Here is a 24,341-nt window from a genome sequence, read left to right as displayed (position 1 = left end):
GCCAGGGGGAGGTGGCGCCGAAGGCGACGGAGGGGGAGGAATCACGCCGATAGTGAGTCGCCGTCCTCCCCCTCCGTCAGCCTGCGGCTGACACCTCCCCCTGGCGGGGGAGGATTTATCGCTGTGCAACGCTTGGCCTGCTGGGGCATTGTCGGGGGGACCGAATTACGAAGGGATTCCTATGCGGCTCGACGATCTCGACCCCACCGACAATGCGCGCGACTGGGGGTCGGGCGGGGGTGGAGGCGGCGGCTTCGGGCTGCTGGGCTTCCTGCCGCTGCTGCTCGGGCGCGGGCTGGGCTGTGGCGGGATCGCGCTGCTCGGCGTGGTCGCGCTCGTCTATTTCGCGATGTCGGGCGGCGGTGGGCTGCTCGGCGGCTCGGGCGGCACCCAGACCGGGCAGCGCCAGGGCCAGACGCAGGGTGCGGCCAAAGCCTGCGACACCGCGGACGAACTGTTCGCCTGCCGCGTGATGACGAGCACCGAGCAGGTGTGGAGCGAAGTGTTCGCCGAGCACGGCCAGCGTTACAAGCCCGCGACGATCAACTTCTTCCAGAACGCCGTCCAGTCGGCCTGCGGCCAGGCCTCTTCGGCGGTCGGCCCCTTCTACTGCCCGGGCGACCAGGGCGTGTTCCTCGACACCGGCTTCTTCCAGGAGCTCGACCGCCAGTTCGGCGCGCGGGGCGATTTCGCGCGCGCCTATGTCGTCGGGCACGAGGTGGGCCACCACATCCAGAACCTGGAGGGGACCTCCACGCGGGTCAGCCAGGCGCAGGGCCGCGCGTCGCGCGCCGAGGGCAACCGGCTGTCGGTGCTGCTCGAGCTCCAGGCGGACTGCTATGCCGGCGTCTGGGCCAAGCGCAGCGGCCGGCTCGAGCCGGGCGACATCGAGGAAGGCATGACCGCCGCCAACGCGATCGGCGACGATACGCTCCAGCGCCGCGGCCAGGGCGAAGTGGTGCCCGACAGCTTCACCCACGGCACCTCTGCGCAGCGCAAGCAGTGGCTGCAGCGCGGGCTCGAGACCGGCGATCCGGCCGCGTGCGACACCTTCAATGCCCGGATTTGAGATAGATGGAGGATAACCCACACAAATAGCGCCTTGACGAAATCCTCCGGCCCGGCTCCATTTCCGGCAAGGGGGACTTCACATGGATCAGGAAACCACGAGCGCCCGCGCGTTCGAGTTCGACGGCAACTGGCGCGAATTCGCGCCGATCGCCTTCACCAACCTGCTGCTGTCGATCGTCACGCTGGGGGTCTACACCTTCTGGGCGAAGACGCGCGAGCGGCGCTATCTGTGGAGCCGTACGCGCTTCATCGACGACCGGCTCGAATGGACCGGCACCGGGCTCGAACTGTTCATCGGCTATCTCGCGGCATTCTTCCTGTTCCTGCTGCCGCTCGGATTGATCCAGTTCGCGATCCAGGCGCTGGCGATCCGCGGCCAGGACGGGCTGGCCGGGCTGCTCTTCCTCGTCTTCTACCTGGGCTTTCTCTATCTGATCGGCTTCGCGGTCTATCGCGCGATGCGCTACCGGCTCAGCCGTACCTATTGGCACGGCATCCGCGGCGGCAGCGACGACCAGGGCTTCGGCTACGGCTTTTCCCATCTGTGGAAGACGATCGTCGGCTCGCTCGCGCTCGGCCTGATGGTGCCCTGGGCGATGGTCAATCTGTGGAACGAGCGCTGGAACCGGATGAGCTTCGGCCCGCACGAATTCGAATCGCATGCGAGCGTCACCGGATCGCTGATGGGGCGCTATCTGCTCTCCTATCTGGTGCCGATCGTGGCGCTCATCGGCATCGCGTTCGTCTTCGCCTCGTTCGACCGCTCGGCGGGCAGTTCGCCCGAGGATATCCAGGTGGCGGTGATCGTCGGAGCCGTGCTCGGCTATATCGCCTTCTTCGTCGTGCTCGGGCTGATCGCCTTGGTCTTCTACGCCGCCTATTTCCGCGAGGTGGTGAGCAACCTCTCGCTCGGCGGGCTCGACTTCGAGTTCAGCGCGCGGACCAAGGACTGGCTGGCGCTGTTCATCGTCAACTTCCTCCTCGTGGTGGGCACGCTGGGGATCGGCGCGCTCTTCCTCGGCTATCGCAACTGGGCGTTCTTCGTGCGCCACATGCAGGCCTATGGCACGCTGAACCTCGACGACTTCACCCAGTCCACGACGCGCGCGCCGCGGCAGGGCGAGGGGCTGCTGGACGCGTTCGATGTCGGCGCCTTCTGACGCCTCCGTCCGCGTCTGGCATTATGACGGCACCAGCGGGATCCGCCGCGAGCCGCTGATGACGCTCGCCGGCCAGGGCTTCGCGCTGGTCGACGGCGAGCGCGAGGACGGGCCCTATACGTTCGAGGACCTGGTCGCGCAGGGCGTGATCGACGGCGGCCCGCGCTTCGGCCACCGGCAACGCCCCGGCTGGCGCGTCACCCTGGCCGAGGAGCCGCCCGCGGTGATCGCGGCGCGGCTGCCCGGCGTGCGGCGCTATGGCGGGGTGATCGACCGGATCGGGCTGTGGCCCGCGGCGATCGCCTTCACCGGAATCTCCGCGGTGGCACTGTTCGTGCTCGCCACCACTCCGGCGATGATCGCGCGGATGATCCCGCGCTCGGTCGAGGCGCGGATGGGATCGCTGATGGTCGGCGATTTCGGCGAGCGGGCGTGCAACGCGCCGGCGGGCAATGCGGCGCTGAAGAGCCTGGCGACGCGGATGGGGATGAAGGACGATGTCGACCTGCGCGTGGTCGACGTGCCGATGGTCAACGCCGTGACCCTGCCCGGCGGGCATGTCGTGCTGTTCAGCGGGCTGCTGCGCCAGGCTTCCTCGCCCGACGAAGTCGCAGGGGTGCTCGCGCACGAGCTCGGCCATGTCGAGAATCGCGACGTGCTCGAATCCCTGGTGCGTCAATTGGGGTTGAGCGTGGTGCTGGGCGGGCTCGACGGCAATGTCGGCGGCTATACCAACGCCCTGCTCTCGGCGAGCTATTCGCGCGGCGCCGAATCGCGTGCGGACGGCTTCGCGATCGACGCGCTGGCGCGCGCGCAGGTGTCGCCCAAGCCGACCGCGGTCTTCTTCCAGCGGCTGTCGAAGAGCGAGATCAAGATCGAGGGCGCGGGCGCCCTGCTCGGCTATATGGCGAGCCATCCGATGTCGTCCGAGCGCGAGCAGCGCTTCGGCGCGAGCGCGGGCAAGACCGCCTACACCCCCGCGCTCGACGCGGCGCAGTGGAAGGCCCTGCGCGAGATTTGCGGCAATGGATCGGGTAAGTGGAAAGGCAGCCGGCTGGGGTTCTGAGCGCCGTAAATCCTCCCCCGCCAGGGGGAGGTGGCATGCGAAGCATGACGGAGGGGGCGGAATCACGCCGATAGTGAGTCGCCGTCCTCCCCCTCCGTCGCCTTCGGCGACACCTCCGAGGAAGCTGGCCGGCGCCGTTGCGGGAATTCCGCGCCGCTCCTAATCACACGGACATGACCGACGCGTCCGAGCCTCCCCGCCTCGCCTTCCACCACAGCCCCGGAACCGGCCCCACGATCGTCTTCCTGTGCGGCTACGCCTCCGACATGAACGGCACCAAGGCGCTGGCGATCGAGGCATGGGCCCAGGCGCGCGGCCAGGCGTTCCTGCGCTTCGACTATGCCGGCTGCGGCGAGAGCGAAGGCGCGTTCGAGGACCAGACGCTCGCCTCGTGGCGCGACGATGCGCTGCGGGTGATCGACACCATGGTCGCGGGGCCGGTGGTGTTGGTCGGCTCGTCGATGGGCGGCTGGATCATGCTCCTGGTCGCGATGGCGCGACCCGAACTGGTCAAGGGGCTGGTCGGCATCGCCGCGGCCCCCGACTTCACCGACTGGGCCTACAGCGCAGCGGAGAAGGCGGCGATCCTCGCGCACGGACGGATCGCACAGCCCAACGACTATGGCGACCGGCCGACGATCACCACGCGCGGCTTCTGGACCTCGGGCGAGGCCAACAAGGTGATGACCGGCCCGATCCCCTTCGACGGGCCGGTGCGGCTGCTCCAGGGCCAGCGCGACCCCGAGGTGCCCTGGGAGCGCGCCCCGATGCTCGCCGGGCTGATCCGTTCAGACGCGGTGCAGACATTGCTGGTCAAGGACGGCGATCACCGGCTCTCGCGCGAATCCGACATCGCGCTGATCCTCCGGGCAGTCGAGGACGTTTCATCCCTATGCTCTTCTTCCTCCTGAGTCTTCAGGCCGCGACCGCCGCGGCGCCCCCGCCGGGGCAGGAGCCGCCGCGCTACGCCGAGTGCATGGACCTCGCGACCGGCGATCCCTCGCAGGGCGTGACCGCGGCGTCGAAATGGCGCGTCGAAGGCGGCGGGATGCTCGCGCGGCAATGCCTGGGCGTCGCTTATGCCAACCAGAAGCGCTGGCCCTCGGCGGCGGCGGCGTTCGAGGAAGCGGCGCGCGAGGCGGAAAGCGCGCACGACGTGCGATCGGCCAATTACTGGGCGCAGGCGGGCAATGCCTGGCTGGCGGCGGGCGAGCCGGTCAAGGCGCGCGCGGCGCTCGACGCGGCGCTGGCGAGCGGGCACCTCACCGGGCTGGCGCTGGGCGAGGCGCGGCTCGACCGGGCACGCATATTGGTCGCGGCGGGCGACATGGAGGGCGCGCGCGGCGACCTCGATCGCGCGCTGGCCGATGCCAAAGCCGATCCGCTCGCCTGGCTGCTCTCGGCGACCCTGGCGCGGCGGCAGGGCGACCTGGCGCGCGCCAGGACCGACATCGCCGAGGCGCTGCGCCGCGCGGCCGACGATCCGCAGGTCCAGCTCGAAGCGGGCAACATCGCCGCGACGGACGGCGACGAAGCGGGCGCACGGACGGCCTGGGGCCGCGTGATCGAGCTGGCGCCGGGCAGCCCCGCGGCGGAATCGGCGCGCAAGGCGCTCGCGCAGTTCGGAGCGGCGGAGAAGTAATCCTACCTGCTCCCCTCCCTGCAAGGGAGGGGCTGGGGGTGGGTGGCGAGCGCAGCGAGCCTCCTCCGGCCGACGCGAAGGGCGCCCCTAGGTTGTATCGACATACAGGCGAGCGAGGCCTTTCAATCCTCCCCCGCCCGGGGGAGGTGGCACGCGCAGCGTGACGGAGGGGGAGGAATCACTTCGGCCAGTGGGTCGCCTACCTCCCCCTCCGACGCCTTCGGCGCCACCTCCCCCTGGCGGGGGAGGATTTGTATGTCGATACGACCTAACCCCTCCCTTGCAGGGAGCGGAATGGAAACCCTATCTCGCGAGCGAACAGTCACAGGACGCCCGCCATGCACTATCTCCACACCATGATCCGCGTCACCGATCCGGAGGCGACGGTGCGGTTCTTCGCGCTGCTGGGCCTGGAGGAAGTACGGCGGATGGAGAGCGAGAAGGGGCGCTTCACGCTGATCTTCCTCGCCGCGCCCGGGGATTCGAACGGCCCCGGCAAGCGCGCCAATGCCGAAGTCGAGCTCACCTATAACTGGCCGGCCGAGGACGGCAGCGCGCCCGAGGAATATGGCGGCGGACGCAATTTCGGGCACCTCGCCTATCGCGTCGACGATATCTACGCGACCTGCCAGCGGCTGATGGACGGCGGCGTGACGATCAACCGCCCGCCGCGCGACGGCCACATGGCGTTCGTGCGCACCCCCGACAACATCTCGATCGAGCTGCTCCAGGCAGGCGAGAGCCTCGCCCCGGCCGAGCCCTGGGCATCGATGCCGAACACCGGCAGCTGGTGAGCCCCGCGACCGCCCGCTTCCTCGAACTGACCGGCGCCGCCGTCCCGATCGTGCAGGCGCCGATGGCAGGCGCGGGCGGCGTCGCGCTGGCGGTCGCGGCGATCCGCGGCGGCGCATTGGGATCGCTGCCCTGCGCGCTGCTTTCGGCCGAGCAGGTGCGCGCGCAGGCTGCCGAAGTCCGCGCCGCGGCGAAGGGGCCGCTCAACCTCAATTTCTTCTGCCACACGCTGCCGCCCCCGCCCGACGAGCGCGCCTGGCGGGCCCTGCTCGCGCCCTATTATGCCGAGGAAGGCGTGGCACCGGGCGACCCGCCGCCGCTCCGCCGGCCGTTCGACGCGGCGATGTGTGCGGTGGTCGAGGAGGTGCGGCCCGAAGTGGTGAGCTTCCATTTCGGCCTGCCCGAGCCGGCGCTGCTGGCGCGGGTGAAGGCGGTCGCGAAGGTCTTCGGCAATGCGACGACGCCCGAGGAGGCGCGCTGGCTCGCGGCACGCGGGTGCGACGCGATCATCGTGCAGGGCGAAGAGGCAGGCGGCCATGCCGGCTGGTTCCTCGATCGCCACCGGCCGATGCCGCTCGCCGACCTGCTCCGCGCGGTCGGGACGGCGGTGGACGTGCCGGTGATCGCCGCGGGCGGGATCGTCGATACAGAGGATGTGACGCGCGCGCTCGACGCAGGCGCGGCCGCAGTGCAGGTAGGAACCGCCTATCTCGCCACGCCCGAGAGCGCCGTCTCGGCGCCGCACCGCGCGCTGCTCGGCACGCCCGCGGCGGCGGACGCCGCCTTCACCAACCTGCTCTCGGGCCGCGAGGCGCGCGGCATCCGCAACCGGCTGATGCGCGCGCTCGGGCCGATCAGCGACAAGGCGCCGCCCTTCCCCTATGCCTCGAACGCGCTCGCGCCGCTCCGCGCCAGGGCCGAGGCGGACGGGCGCGGCGACTATTCGCCGCTCTGGGCGGGCGCAGGCGCGGCGCGGGTGCGCGGCATGGGGGCTGAGGTGCTGACGCGCACGCTGGGACAGGAGAAGGACTGATGGCCGAGCTCGAGATCGTCCGGATACCGGCGCTGAGCGACAATTATATCTGGCTGGTGCACGACGCCGCCTCGGGCGAGACGATGGTGGTCGATCCCGCCCAGGCCGATCCCGTGCTCGCCGAGGCGGAGCGGCGCGGGTGGCGGATCTCCGCGATCTGGAACACCCACTGGCACCCCGACCACACCGGTGGCAACGCCGCGATCAAGGCCGCGACCGGCTGCACGGTGATCGCCCCCGCGGCCGAGGCGGCGAAGATCCCCACCGCGGACCGGCTGGTGGGCGAAGGCGACGAAGTGCGGCTGGGCGATCATGTCGCGACCGTGCTGGAGGTCCCCGCACATACCGCGGGGCACATCGCCTATCACTTCGCCGGCGACGGCACGGTGTTCGTCGGCGACACGCTGTTCGCGATGGGCTGCGGGCGGCTGTTCGAGGGCACGCCGGCGCAGATGTTCGCCAACATGCGCCGGCTGGGCGCACTGCCGCCCGAGACGCGGGTCTATTGCGCCCACGAATATACCCAGTCGAACGGCCGCTACGCATTGGTCGCCGAGCCGGAGAACGCGGCGATCCGCGACCGGATGGCCGAGGTGGACCGCGCCCGCGCGGCGGGCGAGGCGACAGTGCCGACGACGATCGCGCTCGAACGGGCGACCAACCCCTTCCTCCGCGCCGCCAGCGTCGAGATCCTCGCCGATCGCCGCGCCGCCAAGGATGCATTTCGCGGGTGAAACGTGTAGAATGCGCGGCAAGGCATTGAGGAGTATTCGATGATCCGCGTCGCCGTCCCCGCCTTGCTTCTGCTCGCCGGCTGCACCACCACCGCCACCGAGCAGTCCGACGCGCGTGACCGGGCGCGGCTGGAGAAGGCGCTCGCCGGGCTCACCCCCGGCGAACCCGTGCGCTGCCTGCGCCGCGACCAGTTCAACCAGATCCGCACCTTCGAGGGCACGATCCTCTACGTCGCCGGGCGCAACCGCCTTTGGCGCAACGATGTGGTCGGCAGTTGCGCGGGGCTGCGCCGCGGCGACATCGTCGTGACGCGGAGCTTCGGCAGCCAGGTCTGCGACCGCGACATCATCCAGACGCGCTCGCCGACGGGCGGGTTCCTTTCGGGAAGCTGCTCGTTGGGCAGGTTCACACCCTATACGCGCCAGAACGGGAGATAGAGATGCGATTGGCGATCTTGCTGGGCGCTTTTGCGCTCGCCGGATGCACCGGCAATGCCGCGCTGCAGGAGTCGCGGCAGGCCCAGGCGCAGCGCGACCTGGCCGAGGCACTCGAGGGGCGGGTCGCGGGGAAGCCGCAGGACTGCGTCTCCACCACGGGACTCGGCGGGCCGCAGGTCATCGACGCGAACACGCTCCTCTATCGCGAGGGCGGCCGGGTGTGGCGCAACGACCTGCCGAGCAGTTGCCCGTCGCTCGATCGCTTCTCGATCATCGTGGCCGAACTGCACGGATCGCAGATCTGCCGGAACGACATGTTCCGCCCGGTTGACCCGGGGAGCCGCATCCCGGGGCTGCGCTGCCGGTTCGGGCGGTTCACGCCCTATGTGAAGAAGTGACAGGCGCGCCCATCGACCCTCAGGCTAGCGAGAGTTTTCAATCCTCCCCCGCCAGGGGGAGGTGGCACGCGTAGCGTGACGGAGGGGGCGGACTCCCTGCGCTCCATTGGAGAGTAGGCTGCTTACCTCCCCCTCCGTCGCCTTCGGCGCCACCTCCCCCTGGCGGGGGAGGATTTGTATGTCGATACGACTTGAAGTCCCTGCTAGCCTCCCGCGATGCGCACCCTCCTCACGGCAGCCCTCGCCATGACCCTCGCCTCCCCCGCCCTCGCCGCCGACCCCGTCCGCGATGCGACCCAGCGGGCGCTCCCCCAGCTGATGGATTTCTACCGCGATTTCCACGCCAATCCCGAGCTCAGCCTCCACGAGGTCCAGACCGCGGCCAAGCTCGCCGCCGAGGCGCGCAAGGCGGGCTTCGCCGTCACCGAGAAGGTCGGCGGCACCGGCGTGGTCGCGGTGCTCGAGAACGGCCCCGGCCCGGTCCTGCTGATCCGCGCCGACATGGACGGCCTCCCGGTCACCGAGGATACCGGCCTCCCCTTCGCCTCCAAGGTCCGCGCCACCACCGACGAGGGCCAGGAAACCGGCGTGATGCACGCCTGCGGCCACGACACGCACATGGCCTCGTGGATCGGCACGCTCCACAACCTCGCCGCGATGAAGGGCCGCTGGAAGGGCACGCTGGTGATGATCGCCCAGCCCGCCGAGGAACGCGGCATGGGCGCGCGGATGATGCTCGAGGACGGGCTGTTCACCCGCTTCCCCAGGCCCCAGTTCGCGCTCGCCTTCCACGACGCCGCCTCGCTCCCCGCCGGCACGATCGGCGTGCGCTCGGGCTATGCGCTCGCCAATGTCGACTCGGTCGACATCAAGGTCTCGGGCGTCGGCGGCCATGGCGCCTATCCCAACACCACGCGCGATCCGATCGTCCTCGCCGCGCGGATCGTCACCACGCTCCAGACCCTGGTGAGCCGCGAAGTCGACCCGCAGGATCCCGCGGTGGTCACCGTCGGCGCGATCCATGGCGGCTCGACGCACAACATCATCGGCAAGGAAGTGTCGATGCTGCTCACCGTGCGCAGCTACACGCCCGAGGTGCGCAAGACGCTGCTCGACGGCATCGCCCGCATCGCCCGGGGCGAGGCGATCGCCGCGGGCATTCCGGAGGACCGCATGCCGGTGGTCACCGTCCGCAACGAAGGCACGCCCTCGACCTTCAACACCGAGCCGCTCACCGGCCGCCTCCAGGCGCTGTGGACCACGCGCTTCGGCAAGGACCGCGTCGTCGAGACGCCCGCGGTGATGGGCGGCGAGGATTTCGGCCGCTTCTACCTCGCCGACAAGTCGATCCAGAGCATGATCTTCTGGGTCGGCGGCGTGCCCAAGGCCAAATGGGACGCCGCCCAGGCGGGCCAGGGCAATTTGCCCTCGCTCCACAGCCCCTTCTGGGCGCCCGAGGCCGAAGCGGTGATCGGCACCGCCACCGAAGCGATGACCGCCGCCGCGCTCGACATATTGAAACGCTAAAATCGACAGGCCGTTGGCACAAATCGGCTTAACCCTCGTTAATGCCTCCAGAGTTCGCCGGAGTTTGGGCATTGGCGCAGGAGCATATCGTCGCGGTCGGGCTGCTTACCGATCGTGACCTCGAACGACTGGGAAGCGGTTTCAAGCGCTGCTTTCCCGTGTCGGACGATAGCAAGTTCGAAGATCTGCTGCGCGCCATCGACGAGGCGGACGCGGCCGCTGGCCTGCGCGCCGGCCTCAACGGCGAGGCAGTGCCCAATCTGATGCCTTCGGTTAATCGCCATTAAGTCGATCCGACATTCAGCCCCTTAATCCTCCCCCGCCAGGGGGAGGTGGCATGCGCAGCATGACGGAGGGGGAGGAAGCACGACGGCCAGTGGGTCGCTTACCTCCCCCTCCGTCAGCCTATGGCTGACACCTCCCCCTGGCGGGGGAGGATAAGATATCGGCGAGAACCACACTTGTTGCGAATCACTATCCACTTGAAAGATCTGTACTTTGTGGCACCCTCATTTCCGCGATGGGGGATTTCGCAATGTCCGATTCGATCTATTTCCAACTCCGTGCCCGGCGCGAGCGCGAGGCGGCGCTGCGCCAGCAACACCCGGCCGCGCGCCACGCGCATCTCGTCATGGCCGAACGCTATGAGCGGCTGATCGCGGAGGGTATGTCGGGCTCGCGTTAGGGTTTCTAGGCCGTATCGACATTCATCAATAGAGACTCCCCTCCCTGCAAGGGAGGGGTTGGGGGTGGGTGCGAGCGAAGCGAGCCCATCGAGCTGCTCGGACTAAAAGAAAAGGCCGGGCATCGAGCCCGACCTTTTCTTACCCACCCCTTGCCCCTCCCTTGCAGGGAGGGGAATCCGAATGTCGATACGCCCTAAAAACGCCGCCCCAACGCGAACACCAGCCCGTGCTCGGCCCGGCGCTCGCCTTCCACCGCCCGGGGCCGCAGCACCCCGACATAGCCGGCCGACGCGTAGAGCCTGCCCCGCGACACCGTGACTCCCGCGCGCCAGTCGAGCTTGCCGCCGCGCGCCGCCCCGTCGAACACGCCGGACTCATAGCCGCCTTCGAGGGTTAAGCTCAGCGGCGTCCCTGCGATCGCCTGTTCGAATGCGGCGAAGCCGTAGAGATTGTCGCCCCGCGCGCCGTCCGCGTCGACCAGGGTCGGCTGGCGCGGCGCATAAGCCAGTCCCGCCCGCGCATTGGTATCGCCGCGCTCCCAGCCGAGCGCCGCAATCGCCTCGGCATAGTCGCAGTCCCGCGCCCGCGGATAAAGATAATAGGTGACCCCGCCGTCGAGCGTCAGCTGGGCGTCCAACGCCACGCGATAGCCCGCAGTCGCATCGAGCTCGAGCCCAGTCGATCCGCCGCCATGCGGCACCCACGAGCCGAAGCCGCCCAGATATAAGCCCGCGACTTCGGCCTCGACGCTGGCCTGGAGCGCCGGATGCCCGTCCGAAAGCGACAGCCCGCGATAGCGATAGTCCGAGACCGCCTCGGCCTCGCCCGACACGTCCACCTGCGCCGCGGCGGGCGTCGCCGCGAGCAGGCCCGCGGCGACGAGGAGGAAGCGGACCCGCATCGCCTCAGGCAGCGCGCAGCGCGCCGCGCCGTGCGAGCAGGGCCGCGACCTGCTCCGCGGGCACCGGCCGCGAGAAGAGATAGCCCTGCATCTGGTTGCAGCCGGCGAGCTTGAGGAAGCGCTGCTGGTCGCCGGTCTCGACGCCCTCGGCGGTGACCGTCAGCCCCATCGCATGCCCCAGGGTCACCACCGCGTGGATGATCGCGGCCGAATCGACCGTATGCCCCAGATGCTGGACGAAGCTGCGGTCGATCTTGATCTTGTCGACCTCGAACTTCCTGAGATAGCTGAGCGACGAATAGCCCGTGCCGAAATCGTCGAGCGCGATTCGGAGGCCCGCCGCGCGCAGCCGGGCGAGTCCCGCGCGGACCAGTTCATGGTCGTCGATCAGCACGCCCTCGGTCACTTCGAGCTCGAGCTGCTCGGGGCGCACGCCCGACTCCCGGATGATCTCGAGCGCGCGCTCGACGAAGCCCGTGGTGCGGAACTGGACCGGCGAGAGGTTGAGCGCCACGAACAGCCCGGGCCAGCGTATCGCCGCCGCGCAGGCCTCGCGCAGCACCCATTCGCCCAGCGGGATGATCAGCCCGGTCTCCTCGGCGATCGGGATCACCTGCGCGGGCGGCAGCGGCCCGTGCTCGGCATGCGTCCAGCGCATCAGCGCCTCGACGCCGACCATCGCCCCTTCGACGCCGACCAAAGGCTGATAGTGCAGCTCGAGCCCCTCGCCGCTCGCCAGCGCGGCGCGCAGATCCTCCTCGATCGTCCCGCGCAGCTTGACCGTCACGTCCATCGAGACATGGAAATGGCGGTGGCAGTCGCGGCCCTCGGCCTTGGCGCTGTACAATGCGATATCGGCCTTGCGCATCAGGTCGACGCGGTCGCCGCCGCCCTCGGGCGCGCAGACCACGCCGATGCTAACCCCCACGAACGCCTGGTTGCCGAGCACCTCGAACGGCACATGGACCGCGGTGAGGATGCGCGCGCACAGCCGGTCGATCGCCGCCGCGTCGGTCATGTCCGGCAGCAGGATCGCGAATTCGTCGCCGCCCAGCCGCGCGATCGTATCCTCCTCACGCATCAGCGCGGTCAGCCGGCTGCCGAACTCGCGGATCAGCGCGTCGCCCGCCTGGTGCCCGAACGTGTCGTTGACGTACTTGAAGCGATCGAGGTCGAGCAGCAGCAGCGCCACACCCTCGCCGCGGCGCGCGCGCACCAGCGCATGGTCGAGCCGGTCGTTGAAGAGCGCGCGGTTGGGCAGCCCGGTCAGCGCGTCGTGGAAGGCGAGGTGCTGCGCCTGCGCGCGGCTGGTCTCGAGCTCGAGCCGGCCGCGCAGATTGCGGTTGAGCAGCCAGGCCAGCACCGCGCCGACCAGCGCCAGCGCGGCGAGCAGCACGATCGCCATGCGCTGCTGCACCGCATGGCCGGGCCGGAAGGCCTGCCATTCGATATAGCCGATCGCCGCGCCCCGCGCGTCGCGCAGCGGGACCGCCGCCCGCGCGCCGGGATGGGAAACGAAGCGCGCGCCCTCGATCCCGTATTTGGTCTCGAGGTCGGCCAGGAAATTGCCGTCGAGATAGCGCAGGCTGACATGGAGATATTCGGAGCCCGGCGCCTGCGCGATGTCGCCGGTCTCGGAGAGCAGGGCCTTGACGCTGACGATCGCGGGATGGCCGCGGACCATCGCCACGGTCGCGGCGCCGGGGGTCTGCTCGGTGGGGCTCGCCGGGCGCAGGTCGCCGCGCAGCAACTGCCGCCGCAACTGGCCCGCCAGCGGCAGCACGCGCCGCGCGACCCCGGCGAACTGCCCGGGCTCGACGCGCCGGCCGTCGCGCATCGCATAGATCGGGCGTGCCTGCGCATCGAGCAGATAGGTCTCGTCATGCTTGTAATAGCTGTGGAACCAGATTCCGAGATTCTGGTCGATCCAGTCGAAGTCGAGCGGCCGCTCGTGCGCGCGGCGGACGGCGTCGTCCCAATAGGTCGATGCTTCCTGGTCCTTGCGGACGCCGGCGATCGCGGCCTGCAGCCCCGTCTCGGCGAGCCGCGCCTGGCGCTGCGCCGCGGCCCTGTCGGAGCCCTCGGTCGCGAAGTGGAGCACCGCGCCGACCATCAATGCGAGCACGAGCAATGCTCCCGCGGTCGGCAGGATCACCGCTTTCAGCAACAGACCTCCAGGCCTCGACCCGACCACCCCCGCGCTCCTTCCGCGCGCCGCGACTTTCTCCCGCAAGGCTGCCGCCTGGCGCTGACGGGGAAAAGCGGCGCGCTTCCAACATCATAGAGCGCAGGTTGGCGTGTCCGGCTTTTCGGCTCGCGTTTCTCGTGCTTAACGCAGGGATTCTACTTAGGGGACCTGCACGGATGCGCAGATATCTGGTCGGTCGACCGCCAACAAAACTACTCGTCATCCCCGCGAAAGCGGGGATGACGGGTGGGTTTCCCGCGGTCGCCCCCTAATCGAGCCCCAGCTTGTGCAGCACCTTGCCGAGGATGCCCTTGGTCTCCGCGGGTCCCGCGGCGAGCTTTTCCTCGGCCTTCGCGTCATAGCCCGAGCTTTCGGGCAGCGAATGGCTGTGCACCGGCTGGGTCGAGGCGGGCGGGTCCGAGGCGTCCATCGATTCGTCGAGCGCGCGGTCGAGCCGCGCCTCCTTGCTCTCGGGGTTGCGCTCGAGCCGCTCGACGATCGACTCGTCGGTGCCGGCGTCCGCCGCTGCGGCCGGCGCGCGCCGCGCGTCGGTCTCGTCGCTTTCGGGCCCCGGCGCCGTCGACAGCCTGTCCATCGCCGGGTCGATCGGGTTCGCGTCCATGATTCACTCTCCTGGGCGTTGCCAGGATGTAACAACCATCGCCCGAGTCGCGTTCCCGCCCGCGAAAACGGGCCGCACGCAAAAACGGCCCGGCGGGGATGCCGCCGGGCCGTGCTTTGCCTGGACGCCTGGGCGCCTGCGGGAGCTCAGTCGCGCGAGCTGCCGAACAGGCGGAGCAGGAACAGGAACATGTTGATGAAGTCGAGATAGAGGTTCAGCGCCCCCATGATCACGACCTTGCCGATCATGTCGGTGCCCGCGACATAGGCGTACATGCTCTTGATCTTCTGCGTGTCGTAGGCGGTCAGGCCCGCGAAGATCAGCACGCCGATCACGCTGATCACCAAGCTCATCGTGCCCGACTGCAGGAACAGGTTGACGATCGACGCCACGATCAGGCCGATGAGGCCGATGATCAGGAAGGTGCCGAACGCCGAGAGGTCGCGCTTCGTGGTGTAGCCATAGAGGCTCAGCCCGGCGAAGCCCGCCGCGGTGGCGAAGAACACCGTCGCGATCGAGGCCTGGGTGTAAGCGAGGAAGATCGTCGAGAGCGACGCTCCGAGCAGACCGGCATAGGCGAAGAACATCGCCTTGAGCGTGCCCTCCGAGAACCGGTTCTGGCCGAAGCTCATCGCGAACACGATCGCCAGCGGCGAGAGCGTGACGATCCAGCCGAGCAGGGTCGGCGCATAGCCGCGCGCCGTCGGCTGCACGATCAGCTCGATCAGGCTGGTATTGCCGACCACCATTGCGATGATGCCTGTCAGCAGCACGCCCGAGAGCATGTAATTGTAGACCGACAGCATATAGGCGCGCAGCCCCGCGTCATACGCCTCGGCGCGCGCGTCGGTCGCCGCATAGGGCGTGGTAGTCCGGGGATCCGACCAATTCGCCATTGTGAACTCCTTTGCCCGGCGACTTGCCGGATATGCCGAATATCGTTCCTGGAGCGGACCTTTTCAAGCGAAACTGGTTGGGAGAGGCGCCCGATCCGTGGTTAAATCCGAGTCATGCATCGCCTGTTCGTCGGCCTCCGTCCGCCGCGCCCGATCCGCGCGCAGCTCCTCGGCCTGATGGGGGGCGTCACCGGCGCGCGCTGGCAGGACGACGCCCAGCTCCACATCACCCTGCGCTTCATCGGCGAAGTCGAGCGCCCGATCGCCGAGGATCTCGCGATCGCGCTGTCGAACGTGCATTATCCGCCGATCGAAGTGGCGTTGGACGGCGTCGGCCAGTTCGACAGCCGCGGCCGCCCCAACGCGCTCTGGGCGGGCCTGCGCCCGCACGACGCGCTCGCCGGGCTCCACCGCAAGGTCGACCAGGCGCTGGTCCGTTGCGGCCTGCCGCCGGAGGGCCGCGCCTATCTGCCGCATATCACGCTGGCGCGGATGAACGCGTCGGCCGGCGCCACCGATCGCTTCCTCGAGACCCATGCCGGCCTCGCCAGCCCGCCCTTCGCGCTCGATCACTTCCTGCTCTTCGAAAGCACCCTCGGCCGCGAAGGCGCGAGCTATGAGGCGATAGAACGCTATCCGCTGCGGGGGTGAGGGGCGCAGTAAGCCGGATTGCAATCATCAATCCTCCCCCGCCAGGGGGAGGTGGCATGCGAAGCATGACGGAGGGGGAGGAAAGCGATCAATTCTCGAATTCATCCCGGCGCTCGGTCGTGATCGCGATGATCTGGCGAACCACCCCCTCGAGGTTCGTCAGCACCTCCTTTGCCGGATAGCGCAGCACTCGCACGCCCTGCGAGGCTAGCCATGCGTCACGAACCACATCTCGCGCCGGACGATCGCCGCGCGCATGCGCTTCGCCATCGACTTCGATCGCCAGCATTGCGGGCGCGCAATAGAAATCGAGGACATAGTCGCCCACCGAATGTTGCCTGCGAAAGCGCAGGCCCGCCTCGTTCCGGCGCAGCGCGAGCCACAGGCCGATTTCCGGCGGCGTCATTTCCTTGCGCAGCCGCTTGGCGTTGCGCCGGCCGGTTCCGGAACCTTCGAGACGCATCGCCGTCCGCCCCCTCCGTCGCCTTCGGCGCCACCTCCCCCTTGCGGGGGAGGATTATGCGGGATCGAAACCCCTCCTCGTCCAAAAGCGACCCCTAATTCACCTGCATCGCCAGCCGCACCTGCTCCTCATAATCCGCCGCCATGGCGTGCAGGATCTCGGAGGTGCGCGCATCGCCGACCGATGCCGCGAGCCGCCGGCAGCGCACCACCTGGCCGCGCAGGAATTCGAGATAGCGCGGGTCGCTCCGGTCGATCAGCAGGTTGACCGCGCCGACCAGCCGCTGCTCGTCGTCGAACACCGGCGTCGGATAGGGGACGAAATCGACGCGCGATCCGTCGGGCCGCTCGGCGGTCGCATGGACGCCGCGCACCTTGCGCTCCTCGCGGATCGCCACCGCCATCGGGCAGGAATCGTGCGGCAGATGCGCGCCGTCCTCGCTGTAGAGCCGCCAGGTCACGCACCATCGGTCCTGCTGCGCCTGCGGTTCGCGCCCGGCGAGCTCGGTGCAGGCGCTGTTGAAATGCGTCACCACGCCGTCGGTGTCGGTCAGATAGACGGCCGCGGGGATCCGGGCGAGCGCCTCGGCGAGCGTCTCCCCGCCCTGCCTTGCCGCCTCAACCGCGGTGTCGATCAGTCGTTCGGGGTCGATGGAAACGGAACCATTCACCAGGGACGACGCCTTTCACGGCAGCCCGGAACGCTAGGCACCCCGAGCCATGGTCACCAAACGCTCGACCAACATCAAAGCTCCCTAGCCCTATCGGGTCGCCAAAAGTCTGACAAGTGCTGCCACGCATACCCGCAGTTCGAAAGTGGGACGAAGGCCCCGATCAGCCGTCGCTTTCGAGATTCCGCCGCGCGAGGATCATCGCGCCGGCGATGCAGCCGCCGAACAGCGCGCCCTCCATCCCGCCGGTGACGATCTGGCTGATCGGGCCGAAGCCGGGCTCGCCGAACAGGCTGCCGATCGGATCGAGCCGCAGTCGCGAATTGGGGACGTGGCGCGCGAGCATGTCGAGGCTGCCGCCCAGCAGCCGCCCGCCGAGCAGCGGGATGAGGATCCCCGCGCCGCCTCCCGCCAGCGCCGCGGCGGCGACCCCGCGCCTGAGCGATCCCGGCCCGGTGCCGCGCAGCGCCACCCAGCAGCCGAGGCCGACCGCGCCGCCGAGCAGCGCGCCCTCGCCCGCGCCGGTGATGTCGCCCGGCGACTGGCCGAGCAGCAGGCGGAACCCGTCGAGGCCGAGCAGTTTGACGATCGCGCCCACCACCAGCCCGCCCGCCGCGCCGCCGATCACGCTCCACGCCCAATGCCGCGCGGCGGCGAAACCCGAGGCTGCGATGCCGAACGCCACGCCGGCGCCGCCCGCCAGCGCGACGACGATGGTCACGACGAGCAGCACCATCAGCACCGAGGTCGCGCCCATCCCGGGCTCGAGCGGCTGGGTCGCCCCTGCAAAGCCGTAGAACAGCCCGCCGAGCACGCCGGCGGCTCCCGCGCCCACCGTCCCCGCGCCGCCCAGCAGTACGAAAGGCCGCCACCGGTCCGGCGCGGCCTGGCCCCCCGGATCCGCGGCGCGGGCCTCGCCGGGCTCCTCCGCCTCGACCTCCGCGACGAAGCGATAGCCGTGCTTCGGCACCGTCTCGATGAAGCGCGGGCGCGCGGCGTCGTCGCCCAGCTGCCGGCGCAGCGTCTTGATGCACTGGGTGAGCGCCTCGTCGGTCACGGGCACGCCGCGCCATACCTCGTCGAGGAAACGGTCCTTCGAGACGAGCTTGCCCTGCGCGCGCACCAGCAGGATCAGCGCGTCGAGATAGCGGCTGTTGAGCTCGACCGGCGCGTCGTCCCGCCGCAGCTGGCGGTCGCCGCTGTCCAGGACGAAGCGCTCGAAGCGATAGTTGCCGGTGGTCATGCGCGCGGAACCTCGGACACCGCTCATGCCGTCCGCCGGCCCGCCGCGCCAGTGGGAAAGCGCCGGAGCGGCCGCCCTCGGGTCGGCAGAGGGCCCGAACGCGGGCATTTGACCAGGCACAATGAAGGCCCGGGAGGGTGCTCCCGGGCCTTTGAGGTTCGACGCTGCCGCCGTTCAGTTGCCGCGCGGTCGGCTCGGCAGGATCGAGCCGGTGGGAGCGCCGCGCTCCGAACCCATGCGCATGGTATCGGTCCGGGTCCGCGGAACGTCGACATTGGGCCTGGGGACATCGGTATTGGGCCGGGGAACGTCGACATTGGGCCGGGGAACGTCAGTGCTGGGCCGTGGGACGTCGACGCTGGGCCGCGGCGTTTCCTGCGCCGAGGCAATGGCCGGAACGACGGCGGCCAGAAGCGAACAGACAAGTAGCTTTTTCAACGGGTTTCTCCTTAGGTTGCCCCCCAAGGTCCGGCGATGAATAAAGCTAATCCTCATGCATTCTATAAGTCAAAATAGGTACACGCGACCATTTGTCGCTCAATATGCAAGATTCATCCATGAGTCGTGCCAAATCGTGGACGAAACGACATAGAATCTTCTGTATAGCAACAACAGCGGTTAAATCACTTACTCAGCTATATATTTTAGATACTACTATGTGATCTGCAGAAGATCGCAAGATTCCTGAAAATCCCAGTGAGTAAGTGTGTTATTATAGGCCAACCTTCCCCCTCCCGCCAAAAGGGGAGAAGGAAATTCATCAGTTCCTACGGGATAGCCGGCATTCGCAGCCTTGCGCCGCCGGCCGCCGGGTCACATCGCCTGGAACACCCCGCACGCGATCCGCTTGCCCGAATTGCCCGAGGGGTCGGTCTTGTAGTCGTCGGGGTCGGCGTGGATCACGATCGCCGCGCCGTCCTGGTCGAGCAGTTGCTGGAAGGTGCCGCCCGGCAGCGTGAAGATCGTCCGGTCGCGCCCGCCCGCGCTGATGTTGAGGTTGGGCATGTCGCCGGCATGCGGGCCCGCCGGATTCTCCTTGCCGTGCTGGTGCGTGGTCGGGTTCCAATGCGCCCCGGCGCTCGCGAAATCGGGCGGGGTGCACTTGCCGACGGTGTGGATGTGCGTGCCGTGCGCGCCCTCGGGCAGATTGCCCGCCTCGACGATCACGCGGATCGCGCCGTCGACTTCCTCAGCCACCGCGGTGCCGATCTTCTCGCCCGCCGGGTTCGCGATATCCGCCTGCGCGCGGAAATGCCCCGCCATGTAGCGCGCATTCTGCTCGGGCGTCGCGCACCCGCCCAGCACCGCCGCGGCCGCCACCACCACCATCGCCACGCTCTTCATCGCATCACTCCCTAGATCGTTCCCCCTAATGGACCCGCCGCGCGCCGGTTCCAAGGCCCTCAGCCCATACCGGCGCAATCCCCGTCGCGCTTCCCGCTCACGCTGCCGACGCCGAGCACGATCTTCGCCCGCCGCGAAAAGGTCAGCGCCTGCCAACGCCCGCTATTCCCCACCGCGGTGCGGCTTCTCAGGAAGGTCAGATGGAGCATCTCATATTGCTCGGGATCGATCTGGCCCTTGTCGATCATGCAGCGCCATTGCGCGACGTTCCACGCCCAGTCGCGCCCCACCCCGTCCTGGTCGATGCTCCGGCTCAGCCCCCCGTACCAGTCGAAGATCGCGCGCAGCCGGTCCCAGCGCTCCGCCTCGGGCATCGCCGCGAGCTTGGTCCGCAGCCGCGCCAGATCCTCATCGGCGGGGAAGAAGCCCTGCTGGACCTTGGTGTCCACCGCCCAGCGCACCTTGCGCATCGTGATCGGCTGCCCCGCGAACACCCGCAGCAGATCGGCGCGCACTTCGAGCAACAGCGCGACATAGGCGTCGGTCTGTACCTGGAGCATCGCGTCGCTCTCGAAGATCGCACCGAGCTCGGCGAGCATCACCGGGTTCAGCTTCCCGTCGGGCCCGTGCGCCGCGAGGATGCCGTTGCGGCATTTGTCGCGCACCGGCACCTTCAGACAGTCCCTCGAGAAGAGCGATTTGCCGTAGGTCGGCGCCAGCCGTTTCAATGCGCGCTTGAACCTGCCCCGCGAGCGGAACCCGTCGCGCCACGCCTTCAGCACCGGCTGGAGGCTCCCGGTGCCGTAGTTCCACTGGCTCATCCCCACCGAGACGAGCTGCCCGTCGAAATTGCCCACCGGCATCGCCCAGCAGCCCATGGTCTCGGGGATCGACGTCTCGGCCATCCGCGCGAATATCGCCGCGCGGTCGAGCCCGATCTCGGCGAGCCTCGCCGCCGCCTCCGCGTCGATCGCGAGGAACGCCTCCTCCCCCACGCGCCGGCACGGCGGCGGCGCCGGCGCGGGCACGGCCTGTGGTGCCCCGGGCACCGCCTGGACCGCCACGGCAAGCGCCAGCGCCAGCATCCCCATCCCGCTCTCCTTCCGTCCGCGCCTTGGTAGAACGGATCGATACTGGGCCGCAAACACGCCCCTCCCTGTAAGGGAGGGGTAGGGGGTGGGTGCGCGCGTCTGCGCGCCCAAAAAGACTCATTGCCCAGCAAGAAGCATCGGACGAGGCATCGAGCCTCGCCCGCCGCTAACCCACCCCTAGCCCCTCCCTTGCAGGGAGGGGAAACCTGGATATCGATCCCCCTACCGAGCATCCCATCGCAAAACCGGGGAATCCCCCTACTGCGCCGCGGCGATACGCGCCGCATGACACGGGCTCGGGGATGTCGCGCGACCTGCAGGACGGCCGGGCCCCGCCGCCGCGTCCGGAAAGGGGGCAGCGTGCCCGATCCACTCCCGCAGGCCCGATCGATCCGCGAACCCTCTTATTTCGACGCGATCTTCCCGCTCGTCGTCCTCGCCGTCCTGATCTTCGGCTCGGTCTCGCTGTTCGGGCTCGACGCGATCAACGGCCCGATCCAGGTCGCCCTCCTCCTCGCGGCGATGGTCACCAGCTTCATCATCCTCAAGAACGGCCATCCATGGGAAGCGATCGCCGAAGCCGGCCGCCACGGCGTCTCGTCGGTGGTCAGCGCGATCTTCATCCTGTTCGCGGTGGGCGCGCTGATCGGCGCGTGGAACATGTCGGGGACGATCCCGACGCTCGTCTATTACGGGATCCACGCCATCCACCCCAATTGGTTCTATCTCGCGACGATCCTCGTCTGCGGGGCGATCTCGATGGGGATCGGCAGTTCCTGGACCACCGCGGGGACGATCGGCGTCGGGCTGGTCGGGCTCGCCACCCTGCTCGGCGTCTCGCCCGTCGTCACCGCCGGCGCGGCGATCTCGGGCTGCTATGTCGGCGAGAAGATGTCGCCGCTCTCCGAGACCGCGATCCTCGGCGCGCAACTCACCGGCTCGGACATCTACGCGCATCTCCGCGAGCAGGTCTGGACCTCGGCCCCCGCCCTCGTCATCGCCGCCACCCTGTTCGGCGTCATGGGCCTGGTCGACCGCAGCGCGGGCGTCGCGCCGGACGTCGTCGCCGCCGAACTGAAGGCGCTCGACGGGCTGTTCTGGATCACTCCGCTCAACCTGCTCCCGCTCCTCGTGCTGGTGGTCCTCTCGATCCGCAGGACGCCGCCCAGCCTCGCGATCATGCTCTCGGCGCTCCTCGCCGCCGCGCTCGCCCCCTTCACCCAGCCCGATGCGGTGCTGCGCTTCGTCGCCGCGCCCGAGCTCCCCGATCCGGTCGCCTTCCTCAAGGGCGGCTGGCGCGCCCTCGCCAACGGCTACCAGGCCAATTCGGGCATCCCGATGGTCGACGACCTGCTCTCGCGCGGGGGCATGGATTCGATGCTCACCACGATCTGGCTGATCCTCGCCGCCTTGGTCTTCGGCACCCTGCTCGACGAGTTCGGCCTGCTCTCGAAGCTGATCACCCCCGTGCTGCTCCGCGCGCGCACCACCGGCAGCCTGATCGCCACCGTGGTCGGCACCGGCTTCGGGCTCAATCTGATCTCGGGCGACCAATATGTCGCGGTCGTCCTCCCCGCGCGGCTGTTCCGCGAGGAGTTCGCCAAGCGCGGCCTCGCCAGCACCAACCTCTCACGCGCCTTGTGCGACGCCGGCAGCGTCACGTCGCCGCTGATCCCGTGGAATTCGTGCGGCGCCTATATGGCCGCGGTGCTCGGCGTGCCGACGATGCTCTATCTGCCCTGGTGCTTCTTCAACATCGCCAGCCCGCTGCTCACCCTGCTGCTCGGCTATACCGGCTTCCGCATCCTGCGGACCACCGCGCCGGTGCAGCCCGCGGGCTGAGGTGACAACACGCCCCTCCCTGCAAGGGAGGGGTAGGGGGTGGGTGCGCGCGTCTGCGCGCCCAAAAGACTCATCGCCCGGCAAGAAGCATCGGACGAGGCATCGAGCCTCGCCCGATGCTACCCACCCCTAGCCCCTCCCTTGCAGGGAAGGGAAATCTGGAAACTAACCCTAAGACTCCCCGCCGCCGCCTTCCTCCTCCGCCTTGCGCGCCAGCCGTTTCTTGGCCGCCGCGATGGCCTTGATCAGCGCCGCATTGGTCTCCTCGCGGGTCGCACGCAGGTGGAAGATGCCGCCCGCGGCATAGGCCGCCTCCCGGGCCCGTGCCTCCAGCGCCTTTTTATCCAACGGCTTGCCGCTGCGCGCGTCCAGCGCGCCGCCCACCATGCCGCCCCGAAGCAGCGTGCGCATCAGCGAGTCCGAATAGCGCCGGCGATGGGCGACCACCTGCCCGCCCTGCACGATCGGCTCGTCCCAGCCGTGCACCGCGCGCTCGAACGCCGCCTGCTCGAGCGTCACCGCCTGGGTGTCGATCGCCGCGTCCCAATCGGCCTTGAAGCGCTCGCATTTGCCGCGCAATTGATAGGCCGAGGTCGAGGAGATCCGCGCCCGCGCGCAGGCGTCGCGCACCGAACCGGTCTCGGAGAGCACGCGCAGGAACAGCTTGCGCCGCGCCTCGGTCCAGCCGTCGCGGCGCAGCCGGAGGTCGCCCAGCGGCTCCTCGGCGACCGCCTTCGCGGCCTTGCCCTGCTCGGCGATCCACACCGCCTGCTGCTCGGCGACCGCCGCATCCCAGCGCGCCGCGAAAGCGGGGTCGCGCCGCCGGCGCTTATAGGCGCAGGACAGCGACCGCCCGATCGCCGCGGCGGCATCGCGCACGCGCCCGGTCATCCGCAGCGCGAGCAGGAAGGCCTGGTCGGTATCGGCGCTCCAGCGCGCGAACGGCTTGGACGAGGGCCGCAGCGCCCAATGCTTCGATGACGGATCGGACATGAAACGACTCCCCTCAGGATCAGAGAGTCGAACCAGTTATTGCATGTTTTCCTACATTGAAAGAACCAAATGGGAACATACGGCTCCGGTGCGTATTTTTCGTAGCTACGAATATTGACAAGTCGATTATTCGTAGCTACAAGAATTCGTCGATCCGGCTTCGGATTACGGCGATGTAACTTCGCTCTTTCCCGCACGGGAGCGTAACGATGACCCACCACGCGTCAGGAAAGATGCGCCATGGAGATCACGTACGATCCCGCCAAGCGCGAGCGCACGCTCGCCGAACGGGGGCTGGACTTCGCCGACGCACCGCGCGTCTTCGCCGGCATCACGCTCACGCTGCAGGACGACCGACAGGATTATGGCGAGACGCGCTGGCAGACCTATGGCCTGCTGGACGATCGACTGGTGACGCTGATCTGGACCGAACGTGGGCAAGCGCGCCAGATCATCTCGATGAGGAAATGCAATGAGCGCGAAAGGGCGCGATACGAAGCGCAATTGGGTCGATCCGGATGAGGCACCCGAATGGGATACCGAGGCCTTTGCCCGCGCCGAGATCCGCCAGGACGACCGCGTCCTCCGCCCCGCCGACGGCACCCTCACCGGCCGCGGCAGGCCCAGATCGGAGAATCCCAAGCAGCTCGTATCGCTCCGCCTCGATCGCGAGGTGCTCGAGCGGCTGCGCGCGATGGGCCCCGGCTGGCAGACGCAGGTGAACGCGGCGCTGCGGAAAGTGGTCGGGCTTTAGGTCGTATCGACATTCAAATTCCCCCTCCCTTCAAGGGAGGGGTTAGGGGTGGGTTGGCACCGGCCGGGGCTCGATGCCCCGGCCGGTGCCTTTTGCTGCACGATTGGCGAATCTTTTAGGCGCGCAGACGCGCGCA

General features: G+C 68.9%; 28 protein-coding genes. 17 read left to right on the top strand and 11 right to left on the bottom strand.

The features are described 5' to 3' along the window. The first annotated feature begins 181 nt into the window (after nucleotides 1-181). The 13 genes from MT490_RS19990 to MT490_RS19930 all read left to right on the top strand — a co-directional run bounded on the left by MT490_RS19990 (nucleotide 182) and on the right by MT490_RS19930 (nucleotide 10,546). The gene (locus tag MT490_RS19990; protein ID WP_297391554.1) at nucleotides 182-1,069 is read left to right on the top strand and encodes a neutral zinc metallopeptidase; all 888 of its coding nucleotides are present in this window, start codon (nucleotides 182-184) and stop codon (nucleotides 1,067-1,069) included. Between the two features lie 82 nt (nucleotides 1,070-1,151). After that, the gene (locus MT490_RS19985; protein ID WP_297391553.1) at nucleotides 1,152-2,231 is read left to right on the top strand and encodes a YjgN family protein; all 1,080 of its coding nucleotides are present in this window, start codon (nucleotides 1,152-1,154) and stop codon (nucleotides 2,229-2,231) included. Continuing rightward, nucleotides 2,215-3,297 carry a M48 family metallopeptidase gene (locus MT490_RS19980; RefSeq protein WP_297391551.1) on the top strand — a complete coding sequence of 361 codons (1,083 nt, stop codon included), beginning with the start codon at nucleotides 2,215-2,217 and terminating at the stop codon, nucleotides 3,295-3,297. Before MT490_RS19985 ends, MT490_RS19980 begins: the two co-directional genes overlap by 17 nt. Before the next feature lie 173 nt (nucleotides 3,298-3,470). After that, complete coding sequence (locus tag MT490_RS19975; protein ID WP_297391549.1) at nucleotides 3,471-4,208, top strand: alpha/beta hydrolase; 738 nt, start codon at nucleotides 3,471-3,473, stop codon at nucleotides 4,206-4,208. After that, on the top strand, nucleotides 4,190-4,939 hold the full coding sequence (locus MT490_RS19970; RefSeq protein WP_297391547.1) for a tetratricopeptide repeat protein: 750 nt from the start codon (nucleotides 4,190-4,192) through the stop codon (nucleotides 4,937-4,939). Before MT490_RS19975 ends, MT490_RS19970 begins: the two co-directional genes overlap by 19 nt. A gap of 338 nt (nucleotides 4,940-5,277) precedes the next feature. Further along, nucleotides 5,278-5,733: a VOC family protein gene (locus MT490_RS19965; RefSeq protein WP_297391545.1), complete on the top strand. Its 456-nt coding sequence runs from the start codon at nucleotides 5,278-5,280 to the stop codon at nucleotides 5,731-5,733. Then, nucleotides 5,730-6,764 carry a nitronate monooxygenase gene (locus MT490_RS19960; protein ID WP_297391543.1) on the top strand — a complete coding sequence of 345 codons (1,035 nt, stop codon included), beginning with the start codon at nucleotides 5,730-5,732 and terminating at the stop codon, nucleotides 6,762-6,764. The genes MT490_RS19965 and MT490_RS19960 overlap by 4 nt, the downstream gene beginning before the upstream one ends. Next, nucleotides 6,764-7,498, top strand: a complete 735-nt coding sequence (gloB, locus tag MT490_RS19955) for a hydroxyacylglutathione hydrolase (RefSeq protein WP_297391541.1) — start codon at nucleotides 6,764-6,766, stop codon at nucleotides 7,496-7,498. The genes MT490_RS19960 and gloB overlap by 1 nt, the downstream gene beginning before the upstream one ends. A 39-nt stretch (nucleotides 7,499-7,537) precedes the next feature. Then, nucleotides 7,538-7,936: a DUF6491 family protein gene (locus MT490_RS19950; RefSeq protein ID WP_297391539.1), complete on the top strand. Its 399-nt coding sequence runs from the start codon at nucleotides 7,538-7,540 to the stop codon at nucleotides 7,934-7,936. Between the two features lie 2 nt (nucleotides 7,937-7,938). Next, entirely contained in the window at nucleotides 7,939-8,334 is a 396-nt protein-coding gene (locus tag MT490_RS19945; RefSeq protein ID WP_297391537.1) for a hypothetical protein, read from the top strand. Between the two features lie 216 nt (nucleotides 8,335-8,550). Then, on the top strand, nucleotides 8,551-9,861 hold the full coding sequence (locus MT490_RS19940; protein WP_297391535.1) for an amidohydrolase: 1,311 nt from the start codon (nucleotides 8,551-8,553) through the stop codon (nucleotides 9,859-9,861). A 71-nt stretch (nucleotides 9,862-9,932) separates the two neighbouring features. After that, a complete protein-coding gene (locus MT490_RS19935; RefSeq protein WP_297391534.1) occupies nucleotides 9,933-10,148 on the top strand; it encodes a hypothetical protein in 216 nt (71 codons plus the stop codon). Nucleotides 10,149-10,396: 248 nt separating this feature from the next. Then, nucleotides 10,397-10,546, top strand: coding sequence for a hypothetical protein (locus MT490_RS19930; RefSeq protein ID WP_297391533.1), 150 nt, complete (start codon nucleotides 10,397-10,399; stop codon nucleotides 10,544-10,546). 194 nt (nucleotides 10,547-10,740) lie between these two features. Here the strand turns inward: MT490_RS19930 and MT490_RS19925 are convergent, their stop codons facing one another. The 4 genes from MT490_RS19925 to MT490_RS19910 form a co-directional block, all read right to left on the bottom strand. After that, nucleotides 10,741-11,448 (bottom strand): TorF family putative porin, encoded by a 708-nt coding sequence (locus tag MT490_RS19925; RefSeq protein WP_297391531.1) that lies wholly within the window; start codon nucleotides 11,446-11,448, stop codon nucleotides 10,741-10,743. Nucleotides 11,449-11,452: 4 nt separating this feature from the next. Then, nucleotides 11,453-13,615: an EAL domain-containing protein gene (locus MT490_RS19920; RefSeq protein WP_297391530.1), complete on the bottom strand. Its 2,163-nt coding sequence runs from the start codon at nucleotides 13,613-13,615 to the stop codon at nucleotides 11,453-11,455. A gap of 289 nt (nucleotides 13,616-13,904) precedes the next feature. Further along, the gene (locus MT490_RS19915) at nucleotides 13,905-14,258 is read right to left on the bottom strand and encodes a hypothetical protein (RefSeq protein WP_297391528.1); all 354 of its coding nucleotides are present in this window, start codon (nucleotides 14,256-14,258) and stop codon (nucleotides 13,905-13,907) included. Nucleotides 14,259-14,404: 146 nt separating this feature from the next. Further along, on the bottom strand, nucleotides 14,405-15,154 hold the full coding sequence (locus tag MT490_RS19910; RefSeq protein ID WP_297391526.1) for a Bax inhibitor-1/YccA family protein: 750 nt from the start codon (nucleotides 15,152-15,154) through the stop codon (nucleotides 14,405-14,407). 114 nt (nucleotides 15,155-15,268) lie between these two features. Between MT490_RS19910 and thpR the strand changes: the two genes are divergently transcribed. Further along, entirely contained in the window at nucleotides 15,269-15,805 is a 537-nt protein-coding gene (gene thpR / locus MT490_RS19905; protein WP_297391525.1) for an RNA 2',3'-cyclic phosphodiesterase, read from the top strand. A gap of 88 nt (nucleotides 15,806-15,893) precedes the next feature. Here thpR and MT490_RS19900 read toward each other — a convergent pair whose 3' ends face one another. The 6 genes from MT490_RS19900 to MT490_RS19875 form a co-directional block, all read right to left on the bottom strand. Beyond that, nucleotides 15,894-16,268 (bottom strand): endonuclease domain-containing protein, encoded by a 375-nt coding sequence (locus MT490_RS19900; protein ID WP_297391523.1) that lies wholly within the window; start codon nucleotides 16,266-16,268, stop codon nucleotides 15,894-15,896. Between the two features lie 94 nt (nucleotides 16,269-16,362). After that, nucleotides 16,363-16,938 (bottom strand): PAS domain-containing protein, encoded by a 576-nt coding sequence (locus tag MT490_RS19895; RefSeq protein ID WP_297391521.1) that lies wholly within the window; start codon nucleotides 16,936-16,938, stop codon nucleotides 16,363-16,365. 163 nt (nucleotides 16,939-17,101) lie between these two features. Beyond that, a complete protein-coding gene (locus MT490_RS19890; protein ID WP_297391519.1) occupies nucleotides 17,102-18,181 on the bottom strand; it encodes a transcriptional regulator in 1,080 nt (359 codons plus the stop codon). A 174-nt stretch (nucleotides 18,182-18,355) separates the two neighbouring features. Beyond that, nucleotides 18,356-18,619: a hypothetical protein gene (locus MT490_RS19885; RefSeq protein WP_297391518.1), complete on the bottom strand. Its 264-nt coding sequence runs from the start codon at nucleotides 18,617-18,619 to the stop codon at nucleotides 18,356-18,358. Between the two features lie 375 nt (nucleotides 18,620-18,994). Beyond that, nucleotides 18,995-19,525, bottom strand: coding sequence for a superoxide dismutase family protein (locus MT490_RS19880; RefSeq protein WP_297391516.1), 531 nt, complete (start codon nucleotides 19,523-19,525; stop codon nucleotides 18,995-18,997). Between the two features lie 59 nt (nucleotides 19,526-19,584). Further along, nucleotides 19,585-20,616: a hypothetical protein gene (locus MT490_RS19875; protein WP_297391514.1), complete on the bottom strand. Its 1,032-nt coding sequence runs from the start codon at nucleotides 20,614-20,616 to the stop codon at nucleotides 19,585-19,587. A 360-nt stretch (nucleotides 20,617-20,976) separates the two neighbouring features. Here MT490_RS19875 and MT490_RS19870 point away from each other — a divergent pair, with 360 nt between their 5' ends. Further along, on the top strand, nucleotides 20,977-22,458 hold the full coding sequence (locus MT490_RS19870; protein WP_297391512.1) for a Na+/H+ antiporter NhaC family protein: 1,482 nt from the start codon (nucleotides 20,977-20,979) through the stop codon (nucleotides 22,456-22,458). Nucleotides 22,459-22,629: 171 nt separating this feature from the next. Here MT490_RS19870 and MT490_RS19865 read toward each other — a convergent pair whose 3' ends face one another. After that, nucleotides 22,630-23,451, bottom strand: a complete 822-nt coding sequence (locus tag MT490_RS19865; RefSeq protein WP_297391510.1) for a hypothetical protein — start codon at nucleotides 23,449-23,451, stop codon at nucleotides 22,630-22,632. A gap of 240 nt (nucleotides 23,452-23,691) precedes the next feature. Between MT490_RS19865 and MT490_RS19860 the strand changes: the two genes are divergently transcribed. After that, nucleotides 23,692-23,973: a BrnT family toxin gene (locus MT490_RS19860; RefSeq protein WP_297391508.1), complete on the top strand. Its 282-nt coding sequence runs from the start codon at nucleotides 23,692-23,694 to the stop codon at nucleotides 23,971-23,973. After that, nucleotides 23,924-24,205 (top strand): BrnA antitoxin family protein, encoded by a 282-nt coding sequence (locus tag MT490_RS19855; protein ID WP_297391507.1) that lies wholly within the window; start codon nucleotides 23,924-23,926, stop codon nucleotides 24,203-24,205. Before MT490_RS19860 ends, MT490_RS19855 begins: the two co-directional genes overlap by 50 nt. The last annotated feature ends 136 nt before the right edge of the window (nucleotides 24,206-24,341 follow it).

Origin of the sequence: Sphingomonas sp. (assembly GCF_026460985.1) — a bacterium.
Taxonomy (GTDB): domain Bacteria; phylum Pseudomonadota; class Alphaproteobacteria; order Sphingomonadales; family Sphingomonadaceae; genus Sphingomonas.
This window is presented reverse-complemented; position numbering and strand designations above follow the sequence as displayed.